We start from the raw sequence: 15,293 nt of genomic DNA on the forward strand, positions 1-15,293 counted from the left end.
GAATGTGGCGACCCGAAGGCCACACGGGATCGCACCCTGCTGACCAGGGATGATGCCGGTCAGACTTCGATGGCACGCGGCCAGGGTTCGGCGGCACAGGACACATGACTGCGGACGTCGCGGCCTGCCAGGTGTCGACGGTGACGGTGATGCGTGTGCGCTGCCCGGACCGGCTGGCCGGTCTGCGCTGACCGATACGGCCTTGTCGGCAGGTAGTGCAGTTCGATCCGGTCGGGGTAGACGGTGGTCCAGTCCTGGACCATGGGGGAGTGATGGGTTGGGTGGCTGTCCACAATCAAGTGGATCCTTTTGCCGAAGTGTTCGGTGACGCGTTCCAGGAAGCGGCATAGGACTCGCGTGTCGAGCTGTCCGGTGTGGACCATGAAGTGTGTCTGTCCCCTGCTGGTGATCGCGGCTATCCCGTTGGCCGAGAACCGGTTGGCGGTGTGGGGCAGGGCCGGTGGGCGGTCGTTTTCGCCCGGGGTCCCTCCGGTGACTCGGCCGGTGTGGATGCTGATCTGGTCGACGAAGAGGGCCTGGGCGTTCTCGTTCTTCGCTTTCGCCCGGATCGTGGGCCAGATCTTTTCGCGCCAGCATCGCACCGCGTCTGCTTCCTGCCCGGTGGCCCGTTTGTCCGGCCGCTGGAAGGAGAGTCCCCACCTGTGCAGGTACTTGCTCACCCCCGGTTCGGTCAGGCGGACCTGGTGCAGGTTGGCGATCAGCACGCCGATCTGGTCGCGTGTCCACAGCTGCCCGTTCAGGCCCAGGTCACATGGCCGGTGGTCGAGGATGGCCTGCCGCACTGCCTGCTGCTCGGTCTGTGACATCAGCTGATGGTCCCCGACCCGCTTGCCCCGGGGCTGCGCCGCCAGCGCCTCACGTCCACCCGCCTGCCACTTCGCCCACCACCCGTCGACCGCCTTCAGGGACACCCTGAACATCTCTGCCACGTCCCCGCGGGAGTGTCCCTCGACCAGCGCGGTCACCGCCCGCAACCGCAGCGCTTCCTGCGCCGGCGGTGACAAGTGCCGCGCGTCTCCCACTAGCTCACTCACGCTGCGAACAACGACGCAGAACCCGAACCGTTTTGGATTAACCACATGATGCTTGCGCATAACCACATGCAACGGTGCTCACCTCTGCGGGGCGAAGGCCCCGCCACCAGGGGGCACGCGAGAGGGGTACAGGTCATGGCAGGCAAGTTCGAGGTCTACAAGGACAAAGCAGGCAAGTACCGGTTTCGCCTCAAGGCCGGAAACGGTGAGATCATCGCGGTTGGCGAGGCATACGAGAGCAAGGCCTCCTGCCTCAACGGCATCGAGTCCGTGAAGAAGAACGCCCCCGATGCTCCCGTGATCGAGGAGGAGTAGACGTCGGCCGGACGGCTGGTCCACCAACGCCCTGCCATCCCGGCAGGGCGTCGGCTTGCGCAGGAACGCAGTTGGGTGCGCCAAAGCCACACCCAACGCAGTTCTCGTGCTGGGCACAGGGTTCAATGCCACGGTCTCCTCCCTGTGGCGGACAGCCGGGCCCATGTGCCGGCGGACACGAGAACGGACTTGATCAACTCTCTGGAGAGTGTGGCGGGCGGCCACCCTCGTGAAGGCCAGCGGGAAGGGACCCGGCGCCCACACGACGCTCCAGACGGGCCACGGGTTCTGCTCGTCAACCTCCGAACAGGCGGAAACAGCCCACCAGTTGAGCTCACGAGGCGTCCCGCGACCATCGCCCCGCCTCTCCGTCCGGGTAGGGGGCGGGCGGTTCTGCTGATCCCGCACCGTAGCGAGAATCCCGACGAGGCCGCACGGGACTTGGCCGGCACCTCACCCGGACCGAGGACGTCTCCGGCAGCACGCTGTGCCCGCACTCGGCCATTGCAGTCCTGCGGCTGCTCAGCCGCGTGCGCACCGCGGTGAAGGCCAGCTTTGCCGGGCACTGCGGCACCGCACCGGCGCCGCACGAGATCCTGGACCTGAGGGCTGGTGCCGGGTATCGGAGTCTCACAGGCGGTTCAGCCCGGCGGCACGTTGCTGAGACGCCCGAGGCGCTGGCCGCGTGGGCACCCGGACTGCACAAGGCCCTCGCCGTCTGGGGGAGGGCGATTACATCATCGTCAACGCAACCCTGATTCCCGCCGACCGCATCCGGGCGGATGAGCCGTACCGCTCGATGCGGAAGCCGGTCGTTTCGTGGAGTTGACTACACAGAACAGTGGCGGTCACCATGAACTCCATGGCCACCTCGAGGCGGACCCACGCCGCCATGACCCACCCGCTCATCAAGCGGGCCGCCGACGCCGCCGCCCGGATTGACGCCATGCGCAAGCGCCACGCCGAGGAAGAGGCCGAAGCTCTCGCCGCCTTCGACCAGATCTCCTACGAGGTGCTCACCCGCGACGACATGCCGGCCGGCGCATCCGCCGCCCTGTCCGTAGCCACCGGCCGCAACGCCAAGGGCCTCTACCTCGCACGCGACCGCGCCGCCGCCCGCCTCGCCGAGCGGAACGCCGAGAAGGCCGATGAGGAGCACGCCGGGAATGCCGACACCATCCCCGGCCAGACAGCGCCAATCGTCCCCGCCTGACCGCCGCCACTAAGGAAACGCCGCCCATGTCGCACGCCACCATTGCCCCCGGCGCCCCGCTCATCCCCATGCCGGAGAAGACCCCCGCCGCGCTCCGTATCGCCGTTGCGCAGCTCGACCCGGCCGCCATCGCCGCGTTCGATCAGCAGTGGGACGACGCGATCCGCAAGGCCCGCGACGAGTACACCCTCACGCCGCCCCGCGCGTTCGTTGAACACTGGTGGTCATGGGTGGGCGTCGCCCGATTCCCTGAACGCCTCGCCCGCTTCCGTGAGTGTCAGCGCATCGTCAGCGAATCCGACGACCGCGCCCAGCGCCGCGCCGCAGCATCCGAACTCGCTGCGCTCCTCGCCCAGGCGGAGGCCGCCGCCGCGTGAGTGACTGGACCTGGGAGTACGAACCCGACGCTGAAAACGTCGTCGGTGGCCTGAGCGAGACGCAGACTCAAGACGTCGAGGCGATCGCGCAGCGCATCGCTGATGCCGTCGGCGTCCGCCGCATCGGCACGCTTTTCGACGTCACCGAAGCCGCCTCCGGCGTCAAAACATTCGCTGAGGGACCTGTCATGGTCTGGTACCAGGAGGACTACCGCGATGACGTCGTGTTGATCCTTCGGGCACAGCACTTCGGCGCCTGACGGGGGCGCGAGAGGAAAGGGGACCCGCGCGCCGTCCCGTCCGTGGGCCTGGACGACGCCCTGGCCCGATGCCGCGGCCCGTGCCAGCTGAATGCATCGGGCGGCGGCGGTAGCGATAGAAGGTGCAGTGAGCTCGGGCGCCGCCTTGTCCGCAGCAGAGTTCGGACCCTGGCCCCTCAGCGCCGTGGGCGGAGCGGTGACCGGCAGTAGGATTTCGAACTACTTGCTGGGCTCCCGGACGGCTTCGCCCTTGACCGCGACGAAATCGCAGTGAAAGTCTTCCGCCTGTACCGCCTACATGGGCGGCCAGACCAGTCTCCAGCTCCTTCGACTGAGCACGGAAGTGCGTCATATAGTGATCGAGCTCCGAGGCGTGCGCCCTCAAGATTCCATGATATTGAGAATCCTATCGCCGGGCGGGCGGGTTGGCGCTTTCCCGCCGGAATATGGGGTCAATTAATGGGGTAGGATTCCTTCATGGTTCAAAAGGTTGTGACTATCTACATGGACGACCTCACCGGCATCGAATCCGACGAGGTTTCTACGTACCGATTCTCACTCAATGGCGTCGAGTATGAAATTGACCTGACGCCAGAGAGCTACGACAGACTGGACTCGGCCCTGCGTCAGTTCATTGAAAACGGCCGCAAGATGAGGCGGATCAAGTCGGCACGCACGCGAAAGACGCCCGTGGCTGCCAGCGCCGAGGAAGTACGGGCATGGGCACGTGACAACGGCTACAAGGTCAACGCCCGCGGCCGTATCCCGAGCGAGATCCGCCAGGCATTCAACGCCGCACGCTGATCACAAACTGAGTCCTGGAGGCTTATTCACGGGGTCACCAGCCGTTCTTGTAGAAGGCGAGGGCGGTGACGGTCTTGGCGACGAGGGGGAACCGGGTGAGAGGGCCGCGATAGCGAGTGGCGAGGACCTTCCAGTCCTTCAGATGTGCGATCGCTCGTTCGACGGCGGCGCGGAGCTTGCCGATGCTCTGGTTGAACACTTTGTCTTTGACGGGGCGTTCCTGACCGGGTGGCTTGCGGCGGGCGGTGAGCATGCCGGAGCCGGCATAGCCCAGATCCCCCATGCTCTCCCGGTCGGCGAAGGCTTTGGGAAAGTGGGACTGGCGCCAGGCGTACATGTCGTGCCGACTGCCGGGTACCGGCGCGGAGACGGCGAGCAGGTCCCCGCTGAGAGTGGCGGCGACCTGCAGGTTGAAGCCTGTGTCACGATGCTTGCCGGAGAACATCGTGGTGCCCTCGCTCGCCCAGTCCCACGTGGTGACCAGGGTCCCGTCGGCCAGGACGATCCTGCCGTGTGAGGCGTCGGCGGGGTCGGGCACATGCTCGGCCAGGGCCGTCTCCACCACCGGGAGCAGCGTGGTCCACCGGCGCGAGACGGTGGCCTGGGAGATGTGGAACAGTTCCGCCGCCGCTTGCTGGACGGGGTTCTGCCGCAGCAGGAACAACACCAGGACCACGGACTTGTACAGGCCCAGCGCCCACATCCGTCCCGGCACCACGGGCGGATCGGGGTCCTCCACCAGCATCGTGTGGACCCGGACCACCAAGGCCTCCAGTTGATCCGCTTCCAGCCCTGTCGTAACGTTCCAGCTCAACGGCCCTGCCCCGGTGGAAAACTGACGTCGTCGCAAACGCCAGGCTACCGAGCAGGGCCGTCTTGCTGATCAAGAAACCAAGCCCGTGAATAACCCTCCTGGTAAGTGACGCCGCGTTCAGTCCAGGGGAATGCGGATGGGCCCTTTCCGAGGAGCGAAAGCAGTCTGAGGCCGTGCGGATGATGGGCATGTGCGGCAGGGTCCGACAATAGCGGCATGGTCCCGTTCGCCGAGGCCTGGCGCAATCAGTGCGCCACCGGTCGCGTACGGTGCCGCCCGTGTCCGCACAGCGGATAGTTTCCGCTCGTATCCAGCCAGTGAGCCTCTTCCATCCTGAGTATTGGCGGGTCAAGAGGGTGTGCACGGCTGCCACGGTTGAGGCGCCCCGAAGTTTCCGGACAGTGGTCCCACTAAGGTGGGGTCTGTTCGGAAAGGGAAGTTGGTTGTCGCAGAAACGTAGGAAGTTCACTCCTGAGTATCGGGAAGAGGCCGTGAAGATGGTGATCGAGACGTCGCGTCCGGTTGCCCAGGTCGCCCGGGAACTCGGACTTGTCGAAGGCACGCTCGGGAATTGGGTCAACGCCTACCGTCGTGAGAACGTGGGAGAGGAGCCGCCCCTGACGGTGGATGAACGGGAACGGCTCCGCGAGCAGGAACGCGAACTGAGGGAACTGCGGCAGAAGGTCGCTTTCCTGGAAAAAGTCGCAGCGTACTTTGCCAAGGATCCTCGGTGAGCGACAAGTTCGAGTTCATCGATGCCGAGTACGCGACATCCACCACGAACACCGAAGAGATACCGTCGGTCGCGAAGATGTGTGACTGGCTGGAAGTGTCCCGCTCCGGATTCTACGAATGGCGGAGCCGGCCGATTTCGGCGACCGCCCGGCGACGGGAGGAACTGAAATTACTGATCACCAAGTCTTTCGAGGATTCTGACGGCACCTACGGCTACCGCCGCGTCCACGCCGACCTCACCGCCTGGGGCGTGGCCTGCGGGCCCGAACTCGTGCGTGACCTCATGCGGGAGCTGGACCTCCAGGCGTGCCAGCCACGGCCGTGGCGCCATAGTCTCACCGAGAACGACGGCCGGGCCGGCCCGATCCCCGACCTCGTGAACCGCGACTTCACCGCCGACGCGCCCGGCCGGAAAATGGTCGGTGACATCACTTACATTCCGGCCTGGGAGGGCTGGCTATTTCTCGCCACTGTCATCGACTGCCACACCAAAGCCGTGACGGGCTGGGCGATGGACGACAACTACAAGACTCCGCTCGTCGAGGCCGCCATCGAAATGGCGGCGCGCAATCATCCGCTCTCCGAGGACGCCATATTCCACTCGGACCGCGGCAGTAATTACACCTCGGAGCAATTCGCCAAGACGCTGGACAGATTGGGCATCCGGCAATCAGTCGGACGGACCGGTATCTGTTACGAGGTGAGTCGGCGGCGGGAATCTCACCCACCGCCGCTCTCAGAACCGTGCGTGAACCTCGCGACTCACACGGCTCCCATTGTTGAACCAGTAGGCAACGCGCCATGCTTCCAATGAGCGAACATGCCCGGGAACGCTGAGGCGATCTCAGCCAGCCTTCTCCGGGCCTTCCTTGAGGCACGACGATACCGTTTGTACTTCCTTCGGGCCCATTTCACCAGGAACGGATTGATCTGCTGCTCCAGGAACCTGATCAATCTGGACTTGTAGAAGCGCCCATAGTAATTAATCCATCCCGCCACGACGGGGTTGATCATCGCGGCGATCTCCCGAAAGCTCAGCTCGGTACAGCGCCCCAGTCGCCAACTCCGGACAGTCCTCGCCATGGACTTCATGGCTGTTTTGCTCACTGCGGGAAGGAAGCCGGTCTTCAGCCTCCCATCCCGCAAGCGAGCTGCCCGACGACGGAAGGTGTACCCCAGAAACGTGAACTCTGTGACCGGGAACTCCCGTTCACGACCTTCCTGTTTGCAGTACACCACCTTGGTTTTCTCCGGATGGAGATGTAATCCGAACTGCAGCAACCTGCGCTCGATGATGTTGCGGACGAAGTTCGCCTGCTTCTCACTGGCACAGTGCACTACAGCATCGTCGCCGTACCGCTCGAACCTGATCGCCGGATACTCCCGAGCCAACCACGCGTCAAACGCGTAGTGCATGAACAGATTCGACAACAACGGTGAAATAGAAGACCCTTGAGGAGTCCCCTTTTCCCGAATGGCGAGCGTTCCGTCGGGCTGTTGCACGGGGGCGACAAGCCATCGCTTCACATACAACAGAACCCACGAGAGCTTGGTATGCCTTTCCACTGCCGCGATGATGGGGGCGTGCGGCACGTTGTCGAAGAACCCCTGGATGTCGAGATCGATCACCCAAGGATGCCTCCAGCACCGCTGCTTGCACGTCTCCACCGCCTCCAGCACCGCTGCTTGCACGTCTCCACCGCCTCCAGCGCGGACCTCCCCGGGCGATAGCCATACGAGTCCTGATGGAAGACCAGCTCCGCGTCAGGCTCCAATGTCATGGCCACTACCGTCTGAGCGATCCTGTCGGCCACGGTCGGAACCCCAAGGATCCGAGTCCCAGCGCCGGCTTTGGGAATATCAACCGCTCTCACGGGTGGGGGGAAATAGCTTCCCGAGGACAGCCGATTCCACAGCTTGTACAGGTTGTTCTTCTCATCCTGCTCAAACTCCGCTAACGACTGCCCATCCACCCCAGCCGCTCCCCTGTTGGCCTTGACCTTCAGGTAAGCGTTCCAGACTAGCCGCTTCGGAATATCAAACGGCTTGCCAGCTGGTCTCGTCTCGACCATCCGATTCCTCCCATCACTGGTTGATCGCCGATCGACACCCAACAACACGCCCCCTTCGCTCCGCCTCTATTACGGAGGTTTCATCACTACTACGGGACGTTCCGCCCTCCCGACGCGCGACCGGTACTCCGGCCCTCATGGCTCTTTACCACTTGCGCCTCTCCCTCTCGCGAGCCACGTCAACCCGTGGATCGCAGTTTCGCGTCAAGGAGTTCTCCAGTTCCGTTGTGAAGCCCCGGACTGAGCTCGCGCCACCTTCATGCCGGACACCGCCAGACCAGTAGACAGGTTCCCGTCTGACTTATCCCAGGACAGCATTGAGGCCCTGGTTTTGATGTCGTCCACGCTTTACGACACGTCATCAGTGGTTCACTTGCGTTCGCCTTCTCAGCCCCCACCTGCCGCATTCAGTACGGCTTTTCCATGACGCTCACCACCACGGCTCATTCACCGCAGCAGCTCATGGTGGTTTGACACCTGCACCTGCATGCCGATGCCGAAGGACCTACCTTCATCTCCACAACAGCATGGCGACCGTTCGTTTCCGTCTTCTACATCAGAAGCTCACAATCACCTTCTGGACACACCAATGCCCTTGCGGAATCGTTCTTCGCAACCCTGAAAAACGAACGGGTTCATCGGACCGTTTACCCCACCCGCGAGCACGCCCGCCGTGACATTGCCCGCTACATAGAGGTCCGCTACAATACGAAACGCCGCCACTCAGGACTTGGGTATCGGACCCCACGAGAGGTCCACGACGAGTACCTGAATCAGCAGCTCGCCGCATAAATTAGCCAATAGGCAGCTGTCCGGAAAACGCAGGGCCCCTCAGGTCCTGCCGATGCGGTTGGTTGAGCAGCGTGCTCGCCGCAGCAGTCGCCAGGACTTGAGGCGGGCGAAGGCGCGTTCATCAGGAGCGCGCAGGCGGGCGTGGTTGCGGTTGTACTGCTGGTGGTGCTCGGGCAGGTCACGGTCGTAGTAGGGGGTGCGGACGGTGGCGCCGGCGCCCTGGTAGGCGCGGTCGGCCAGGGTGAGGATCTGCCGGGTGAGTCAGGCTTGGACGATGCCGTGGGCGCGAGCCGCGGTCAGATCGTGGGTCCGTCCCGGTGTCGCCCGCGAGAACCACAGCGGGGCGCCATCCGGACGCGCGATGATCTGGACGTTCATGCCGTGCTTCTCGTGCTTTTGCGAGTAGTACGGCTCGTCTGCCTTGATACGGTCGGTGGGAATCAGCGTCCCGCCGACGATGACGAAGTCGCCCTCGCCCAGACCGATGGTGCAGGTGAGGAGCACCCGCTGGAGATCGCCGACCCGTCTGCCTGACCAGTAGTCGGGCCACGCGCAGCGCTGGTGGATACGGTGGGTCCACCGGCGGTCGGCGTGGCACCACAGGGAGGTGTTCGCACTGCCGCAGCCGGCTGACACGGGCAGCGGACCGCCGCGGCTGACACCAAACCCATCACAGTGCCAGCCGCGGCAGCAGACCCCCGCTGTTATACGGCCTCAGCCGCTATAGCTGCTGGTGTCGTCCCCGCCACCAGAAGAATCCACCGGAGCAGGAGCCTCAACCGCCGGAGCCTCCACCGGCGCCGCAGCCGCATCCGGCTGCACCTGCTGATCGGCCGGAGCCGAAACCGAGTCCCCGGTACCGCCACCGTGAGCGAACAGTTCCGCCCAGCTGGTCCCCGCTGACTGCGCCGAACCCTGCGCAGCAGCACCAGTCTGAGCGGCAGCATCCGAGGCCGACTGCGAGCCAGAATCAGTCGCAGGAACGGACTGTTGCACCTCAGGCTGGGGCTGCGTCGGCTGCATGCTCTGATCGGCGGACGGCTGCTGCTGAGCGGGCTGGTCCGCCACAGCCGAAGCCGATTCCCCAGCGCCGCCGCCGCTGCCGAACAGACTTGCCCAGCCCGTCGGCGCACCCTGCTGATTCTGGGTCTCAGCCACAGGCGCCGCGGACGGAGTCTGCTGCTCACTGCTCTGCGGAACTGGCTGCTGACCGTCCTGGGAAACCTGCTGCCCAGCGTCGGCCGCCGGCGCAGCAGACGCATTCGCAGCAGCGGATCCGCTGGAGCTGGCTGCGGGTGTGGTGGACCCGCTGGCGGAAGAAACATCCAACCCCTGCTGGTTCTGCACGTCAGTGGCCGGTGAAGCAGGAGCCGGAGGCGTAACCGTGCCGCCATTGGTGGCGGTGCCGTCAGCAGCTGCAGCTTGGGTGATCCCGGTCGCGGCAGTAGTGCCGCCGGCACCGGACGTGGCCGCTGGCGTGGTGGTCCCGCTGGCGGAAGTACTGCCCAGCCCGTGCTGGCCGGCCGCGGCCGCCGTGGCGGCCTGCCGAGTCTGTGCCTGCTGACCGTCCTGCTGCTGCGTGACGGACGCGTTCGGGTTGTAGGTCCACCTGCCGCCCCCGTCCTTGTTACCCGCCCATGTCCAGCGAGGATCCGTGGCGCCCGTGTACTCGAAATGGTCACCAGCCCAGGTGAAGCTGCTGGACGAACCCTGGCTACCAGATGAGGCACCGGCCGCCTGCTGGCTGCTCGTACTGTCCTGCGGGACCGCAGCAGCAGTTTGCTTCGAGCCGGACAGCGCCCCTTCGAACGTCACGTCCTTTATGTACTGCGGGCCGGCCGACGCCGGAATCGGCCCATACGTTCGCTCGTACATCGCACGTGAAAACGAACCCTCCTGCCCCTCAAAGCTGACCCGATTCCCATCCGCACTCAGGGTCGCGTGAGTCCCGTCAGACATGATGAAAGTGCGCTGCCCCTGACCACCGCTGTCCTGACTACGCTGCTCGTCCTGGCCCTCCGGAGGGAACAACGTCTCCGTCGACGAGTGCGCGGGGAAACTGGTGGTGGAGCCCGAGCCAGTGGCGGTCGAGCCGGAGGAACCCGGACCAGTCGAATACGAGCCAGCGGCACCCGAGCCGTTGGAGTAATGCTTCGCCACCTCGGAAAGCTCGGCTTGGTTCGGACCCGAAGGTATAGGCCCGTTATTCCCCACTGTTCCTCCTCCCCTCATGAGTTCATCCTGCGTAGCTGGCTTCGGGTTCTTCATAGTCCTCGCGTCAGACGCGTGACCCAGTCCCAAAACGTGACCCCACTCATGAGCGGCCATGGGCACCGCATTGCTCTGCATTTTGTCTCTATAAAACTCCCAACTAATCCCCTGCCTCTTATAGTTATTCTTCCAATCACTCCTCAGGTTGACCAGATTAGAGTTCCGGTCGATCGTAATCCCCTTGTCGTCGGCCATGGCCATTTCACCCCTGTCGGGTAAGAGCCCTATCCCAACGAGTATTTGCTGGGGATCCAATCCCTCGACGAGGAGATCACGCCCTAGACCTTTGTTCCAGATGGCGGCGCCATTCCTGAATACCTGCTTCGCATCATCTGGTACTTGGTCCTCAAAATTATAATGGACTCTGCCATCCGAGCCCGTCTTGGCCCACGTCTGATTGGGGTTTACTTCTGCCGAGCTGGCGGTGGCCGCTGCTACCTGTATACCACCAGTGACAGCCAGCGCTGCGGCCGTTGCGGTAAGGAAGCGCTTGTTCCTCAAACCGGTAGCAGGCTTTACCAGACGGTGCCGGCCATGCTGCTTATTCAGACGGGTCATTTCATGTTCCTTCCTATTACCGCTCGTACGGAGCGACGATGACGAGGAAGAGATATCAACCCTCCCGCTCTGTTCCATGCCTATTAAGACCCGCGAGCGGCTCACCCTGTTCTGCGCCTAAAGTATTCGCCCGGGCGTTACCCGCAAGCCGGAAGGAACAGGCCGGTGCAACTTTGGTCGCAGCCCATCACAACTTTGGACTGGAGACCCCAAGAACAGCCGAGGCCGGCAACCCCCGACCCCACAAAGAGCTCCCGGGCCGGAGGCGTACTGCCAGTCGTAGCAGGCAGACTGACCGTGCAAAGCGAAGACCTCGGAGCGTGGACCGCGGACAGCGCAACGGTCTGGGACGGGGACGGCTTTCCTATCGCCCGTATGGGGCCAAGAACCAGCGCGCGGCCGCCCGCAGAACGGCCGTGAATGCCGAACGGCGCGCTTCCAGAGAAGTGAGCGTCTCCGTTGCCGGGGAGCTCTCGGGAAGCCGTCTGGAGGCATTGACGGACATCGATCCGGGATGGTGCCTTGCCTGGGAGATCGGCTGGCAGCGCAGTGATTGAGCCGGAACGGCTGGAACCGGGCAGGGCGGTGGAGCTTGGCCCACACGCGGACCTCGGTCCACTCGGTGAATGGTCGGGAGTCCGACATCCCCTCTGCTGCCACTTTCCGGATGCCCGCCAGCAGCTCCCCACACCCCACACACCCGGGCCCTCAGCCGGCGGAGCCGACACGCAACCGCGCCGGTTGAAGGATGAGTGAGGAATGGGTGCGGGGCGGGTCGGCGGCGGCTTCGGGGATGGGGCGTGGGTTGGGTGTGTGTTCTTGGAATCCTTCGGCCTTAAATTCTGTAACTGACCGTTCCTCAATTGCCCTATTACTCATTCTCGATAAAGCAGAGAATCCGCCTGCCGCGCCCATTGGGACAACCCCTCCAGAGACCACGCCACGGCAGGAAGAGCCCACCGCCATATGACCCGTAATCAAGCTAAATCCTGAGTGCTTATCAGCTCCCCCGAACGCCTGCCGATCCGGCCCACCCCCACTCACCCAGTCGCGCCCTTCCAGGTGTGAGGTGTGGGTTGGGTGTCGTTGAGGTCGCTGGTTGATGCGGGTTGATGTCATTGGTGGTTGTGGGTCCCTGGTGGGGCCCTCTTTTTTTGTTGTGTGGGTGGTGACAGGAGGCTTATTCACGGGGTGGTGCGGCCCGGATTTCTTGATCATCAGGACGGCCCTGCTCGGTAGTCTGATGTCTGCGAAAACGTCAGAAGTGAACCGGGGCAGGGCCGTTGAGCTGGAACGTTACGGCAGGGTTAGACAAGGATCAACTGGACGGGCTGGTGGTGCGGGTCCATCAGGCGCTCGTGGAGGACCCGGATCCTGCTGATTCGGCTGCCACCAATTCTGCTGGGTCTGAGCCGCCTGCTGGGCCTGCACCTGCTGTTGATTCGACTGAGGCTGCCCACCCGGCTGAGGCTGCTGTCCCTGGGCCTGCGTCCAGCCGCCCTGCCACTGCCCATTCACCAGATTCCAGTCCCCCTGCCAGCCATCCTGCTGCCCATGCCACTCCTGGTGGCCTGAGCTGTTGTTCTGCTGAGACGAAACCTGGGCGCTCTGTTGCTGCAACTGATCCGCTTGTGCGGTCTGCTGGGCCGCGGAGCCACCGGTACCTGGCGAGCCGAACTCCAGGTGCCGGGTCTGCCCGTCTCCCTCACTCCATTGGCCCTGCCTGTTGACCGTCACCTGTTGCCCGGTCTGGGGATTGGTAAAGGTATTTCCGTTCCGGTCCCAACCCTCAACGTGTTTCCAGCCTTCGTCATAGCTCCAAGGCAGGGAGCTGCTCATGTCGGAGCCGTTCTGCGACGGCTGCGACGGCTGCGACGGCTGCGACGGCTGCGACGGCTGCGACGGCTGCGACGGCCCATAATATGTCTGGCGTACCAGGTCTCCCTCACCCTGGCTGAACGTCGTTGCCATGGCACTACTTGGTTTCCCGTTATGGTCAACGACGCGGGTCGTTTCAGGCGCGCCTGCCATCACCTCGTCGTCGTATGCGGTGCCCCTGGGGTGGTCGAGTCCCAAGCCATGGCCAAGTTCGTGCGTAGCAATATGCTCCCCGTTGGCTGTCGCGTTACTCGTGAATTCGTCCCGGGTCACGCGATGGTCACCACGCCAAATACCGCCATACAGAGAAACTAGATCATCATATTTTTGCCCCATTTTTTCCGTAGAGAATGACCTGTGATTGAGTGTCAAAGTGCCATCTGATGACATCTCTCCATGGCGACCTTCAAGGTTATCTCCCTTCACGTTTACCTGAGAGTCTTCACCCTCCGAAGCAAACTGGACGAGGTCCTGGCCAACTGCCTTGTTCGCGTTGAGGGCCGCGCTTTCAGTTGCATACATCTCCTCCTCGGTGACGCTTGGATCGAACTGAATGTTTACGTGACCGTCCTTACCCTTAGGGACGTGCCAACTATTAGGAGTGGCGTCGGCGTAGCTGGCAGTTGCATTTGCTAGCTGTAAGCCACCCCCTGCAGTAAGGGCGATTGCGGTGGCGGACAGTAGCCGCTTTTGCCTCGTTGCCGTTCCCCGCTTGTCCAGACGGTGACGCCCTTGCCTGTTACCTGATGCAGCCATGTATCTTTCCTTCCTTTCACTACACTCGCACCTCCGTCCAAGCGAAGTCGCAAGAATCAGATCCTTCGCGCTGGCTTTTTCCGCCCCAAAGTAGAGCCGCGCACAGAAGCCCCTATCAGCTTCCCTAAGTCGCAGCCGACCCAAGGGGAGTATCAAAACTTTCCCAACCCCTACGAGATTCGCCGTCAACTACGGAATCTCTTCACCTGGTGCTGTCAGGTTCTTCGCGGCTCATGCGATGATCTTGGTGCAGGCCGTCGGGAGGGACTGGCAGTGGACGCGCTGTCGTACAAGGGCTACCGGTTCCCGGCAGAGGTGATCGGTCACGCTGTGTGGCTGTATCACCGTTTTCCACTCTTGTACTCCCGCACACCGCTGTCCTGCTCGCAGGTAAGGACCATGGTTCCTTCGCCTGCCATCGAGGTCTGCACTGCAAGAGCGATGGGCTGAACCCTATGCAGACAAGAGGATCTCTTGTCTGCATAGGGTTCAGTCACAGATACTTCACCATTCACGACTGCCTGCAGGAGCGTGATCCATGTCACTAGCGGCGGGGCTGGAATAAGGCTGCCCTGGAAGTCCTACCTACCCCCGGGTGGCAGCTTGTTATGCGCGCAATGAACTCCCGGGTATCGACGGGGCTTTTCTGCTGCCGACAGACAATGATCAGAGTCACACCTGTCACTGCATAACGGATGTGCAGATGGCAAAGGGGTGACATGCCTGTGTGGATGTGCTCTTCTAGCTGACAGCTCGTCTTTCAGGGTCTCCTGACGGGAGCCCTGTCATACCGTCGAGCGAAGCGGTGTGTCCGGCAACGGAGCCGACGCGCTCAATTGAAATGCTCCAAGGAAGAGATGAGACCTGCCGACTCGGGTTCCACATTTGTTCTTGGCCTGAGGGGCCGTCTGCTGCATTCCCCAGCATATCGCGGGCCAGTGAAAACGTGACAACTTGAACGGATGTGAATTCTTAGAGGAGCTTCGCTTGGGCGAAGGCGTGCGAGTTCGGCAACAGGAAGGAAAAGGAAATGGATACATTTAGGAATCACCAGGGGCGGCATCGTCTGGAGAAGGGCACGCAAGCGAGGCGCAAGTGGGCGCTGTCCGCCTCGACTGTTGTTCTGGCTGCGACCGGCGGCCTCCAATTGATGAATGCGACTACCAGCTCGGCCATTGTCGACCCCAATCCCCTTAACCCTCAAGTTCATATCCCGCTCTCAAAAGACGCGTCTGGCAGGAAGGTGATCTATTACCATTTCGATGAGAACGTCCCACAGGATGTCCGCAGCGGCACAAGGCAGGCTTTCAGGAGTTGGGGTAGCCGCTGGGGGAACCCCAATATATTCCAGGAGGTCAGACAAGGGGGCCCTATTGACTATAACGTGAAAATG

Annotated in this window: 15 protein-coding genes and 1 pseudogene; 9 read left to right on the forward strand and 7 right to left on the reverse strand. The window is 63.0% G+C overall.

What is annotated here, in order from left to right; all coding sequences use genetic code 11:
• Nucleotides 1–59 precede the first annotated feature (59 nt).
• Nucleotides 60–1,055 carry an IS630 family transposase gene (locus ABIE67_RS48525; RefSeq protein WP_370270877.1) on the reverse strand — a complete coding sequence of 332 codons (996 nt, stop codon included), beginning with the start codon at nucleotides 1,053–1,055 and terminating at the stop codon, nucleotides 60–62.
• A 135-nt stretch (nucleotides 1,056–1,190) separates the two neighbouring features.
• On the opposite strand from ABIE67_RS48525, the gene ABIE67_RS48530 reads away from it, so the two are divergent.
• The 5 genes from ABIE67_RS48530 (at nucleotide 1,191) to ABIE67_RS48550 (ending at nucleotide 4,024) form a co-directional block, all read left to right on the forward strand.
• The gene (locus tag ABIE67_RS48530) at nucleotides 1,191–1,370 is read left to right on the forward strand and encodes a YegP family protein (RefSeq protein ID WP_370270878.1); all 180 of its coding nucleotides are present in this window, start codon (nucleotides 1,191–1,193) and stop codon (nucleotides 1,368–1,370) included.
• Nucleotides 1,371–2,232: 862 nt separating this feature from the next.
• On the forward strand, nucleotides 2,233–2,583 hold the full coding sequence (locus ABIE67_RS48535; RefSeq protein WP_370270879.1) for a hypothetical protein: 351 nt from the start codon (nucleotides 2,233–2,235) through the stop codon (nucleotides 2,581–2,583).
• A gap of 26 nt (nucleotides 2,584–2,609) precedes the next feature.
• Nucleotides 2,610–2,960: a DUF6247 family protein gene (locus ABIE67_RS48540; RefSeq protein ID WP_370270880.1), complete on the forward strand. Its 351-nt coding sequence runs from the start codon at nucleotides 2,610–2,612 to the stop codon at nucleotides 2,958–2,960.
• Nucleotides 2,957–3,220 (forward strand): hypothetical protein, encoded by a 264-nt coding sequence (locus tag ABIE67_RS48545; RefSeq protein ID WP_370270881.1) that lies wholly within the window; start codon nucleotides 2,957–2,959, stop codon nucleotides 3,218–3,220. Before ABIE67_RS48540 ends, ABIE67_RS48545 begins: the two co-directional genes overlap by 4 nt.
• A 477-nt stretch (nucleotides 3,221–3,697) precedes the next feature.
• The gene (locus ABIE67_RS48550) at nucleotides 3,698–4,024 is read left to right on the forward strand and encodes an Lsr2 family protein (protein WP_370270882.1); all 327 of its coding nucleotides are present in this window, start codon (nucleotides 3,698–3,700) and stop codon (nucleotides 4,022–4,024) included.
• Between the two features lie 34 nt (nucleotides 4,025–4,058).
• On the opposite strand, the gene ABIE67_RS48555 is transcribed toward ABIE67_RS48550, so the two are convergent.
• Complete coding sequence (locus tag ABIE67_RS48555) at nucleotides 4,059–4,838, reverse strand: transposase family protein (RefSeq protein ID WP_370270203.1); 780 nt, start codon at nucleotides 4,836–4,838, stop codon at nucleotides 4,059–4,061.
• A 401-nt stretch (nucleotides 4,839–5,239) separates the two neighbouring features.
• On the opposite strand from ABIE67_RS48555, the gene ABIE67_RS48560 reads away from it, so the two are divergent.
• Nucleotides 5,240–5,572 carry a transposase gene (locus ABIE67_RS48560; RefSeq protein ID WP_370270997.1) on the forward strand — a complete coding sequence of 111 codons (333 nt, stop codon included), beginning with the start codon at nucleotides 5,240–5,242 and terminating at the stop codon, nucleotides 5,570–5,572.
• Complete coding sequence (locus ABIE67_RS48565; RefSeq protein ID WP_370270883.1) at nucleotides 5,569–6,387, forward strand: IS3 family transposase; 819 nt, start codon at nucleotides 5,569–5,571, stop codon at nucleotides 6,385–6,387. Before ABIE67_RS48560 ends, ABIE67_RS48565 begins: the two co-directional genes overlap by 4 nt.
• Here ABIE67_RS48565 and ABIE67_RS48570 read toward each other — a convergent pair.
• Together ABIE67_RS48570 and ABIE67_RS48575 are read right to left on the reverse strand one after the other, a co-directional pair.
• Nucleotides 6,336–7,202 (reverse strand): reverse transcriptase domain-containing protein, encoded by an 867-nt coding sequence (locus ABIE67_RS48570; RefSeq protein WP_370270884.1) that lies wholly within the window; start codon nucleotides 7,200–7,202, stop codon nucleotides 6,336–6,338. The two genes, ABIE67_RS48565 and ABIE67_RS48570, sit on opposite strands and share 52 nt — an antisense overlap.
• Nucleotides 7,199–7,645 (reverse strand): hypothetical protein, encoded by a 447-nt coding sequence (locus tag ABIE67_RS48575; RefSeq protein WP_370270885.1) that lies wholly within the window; start codon nucleotides 7,643–7,645, stop codon nucleotides 7,199–7,201. The genes ABIE67_RS48570 and ABIE67_RS48575 overlap by 4 nt, the downstream gene beginning before the upstream one ends.
• Nucleotides 7,646–8,200: 555 nt before the next feature.
• Between ABIE67_RS48575 and ABIE67_RS48580 the strand changes: the two genes are divergently transcribed.
• Nucleotides 8,201–8,437 carry an integrase core domain-containing protein gene (locus tag ABIE67_RS48580; protein ID WP_370270999.1) on the forward strand — a complete coding sequence of 79 codons (237 nt, stop codon included), beginning with the start codon at nucleotides 8,201–8,203 and terminating at the stop codon, nucleotides 8,435–8,437.
• Between the two features lie 39 nt (nucleotides 8,438–8,476).
• Here ABIE67_RS48580 and ABIE67_RS48585 read toward each other — a convergent pair.
• Together ABIE67_RS48585 and ABIE67_RS48590 are read right to left on the reverse strand one after the other, a co-directional pair.
• Nucleotides 8,477–8,920, reverse strand: a pseudogene (locus ABIE67_RS48585) (transposase family protein); the annotation flags it as partial.
• Between the two features lie 231 nt (nucleotides 8,921–9,151).
• The gene (locus tag ABIE67_RS48590) at nucleotides 9,152–11,266 is read right to left on the reverse strand and encodes a hypothetical protein (protein ID WP_370270886.1); all 2,115 of its coding nucleotides are present in this window, start codon (nucleotides 11,264–11,266) and stop codon (nucleotides 9,152–9,154) included.
• A gap of 320 nt (nucleotides 11,267–11,586) precedes the next feature.
• Here ABIE67_RS48590 and ABIE67_RS48595 point away from each other — a divergent pair, with 320 nt between their 5' ends.
• Entirely contained in the window at nucleotides 11,587–11,823 is a 237-nt protein-coding gene (locus ABIE67_RS48595) for a hypothetical protein (RefSeq protein WP_370270887.1), read from the forward strand.
• Between the two features lie 739 nt (nucleotides 11,824–12,562).
• On the opposite strand, the gene ABIE67_RS48600 is transcribed toward ABIE67_RS48595, so the two are convergent.
• A complete protein-coding gene (locus ABIE67_RS48600) occupies nucleotides 12,563–13,900 on the reverse strand; it encodes a hypothetical protein (protein ID WP_370270888.1) in 1,338 nt (445 codons plus the stop codon).
• Between the last annotated feature and the right edge of the window lie 1,393 nt (nucleotides 13,901–15,293).

The sequence above is a fragment of the Streptomyces sp. V4I8 genome (assembly GCF_041261225.1).
In the GTDB taxonomy this organism is placed as follows: domain Bacteria; phylum Actinomycetota; class Actinomycetes; order Streptomycetales; family Streptomycetaceae; genus Streptomyces.

Coding starts and splice junctions, on each gene's coding strand:
- ABIE67_RS48530 (WP_370270878.1), top strand. CDS start 1,191: ATGGCAGGCAAGTTCGAGGTCTACAAGGACAAAGCAGGCAAGTACCGG.
- ABIE67_RS48535 (WP_370270879.1), top strand. CDS start 2,233: ATGGCCACCTCGAGGCGGACCCACGCCGCCATGACCCACCCGCTCATC.
- ABIE67_RS48540 (WP_370270880.1), top strand. CDS start 2,610: ATGTCGCACGCCACCATTGCCCCCGGCGCCCCGCTCATCCCCATGCCG.
- ABIE67_RS48550 (WP_370270882.1), top strand. CDS start 3,698: ATGGTTCAAAAGGTTGTGACTATCTACATGGACGACCTCACCGGCATC.
- ABIE67_RS48575 (WP_370270885.1), bottom strand. CDS start 7,645: ATGGTCGAGACGAGACCAGCTGGCAAGCCGTTTGATATTCCGAAGCGG.
- ABIE67_RS48590 (WP_370270886.1), bottom strand. CDS start 11,266: ATGACCCGTCTGAATAAGCAGCATGGCCGGCACCGTCTGGTAAAGCCT.
- ABIE67_RS48600 (WP_370270888.1), bottom strand. CDS start 13,900: ATGGCTGCATCAGGTAACAGGCAAGGGCGTCACCGTCTGGACAAGCGG.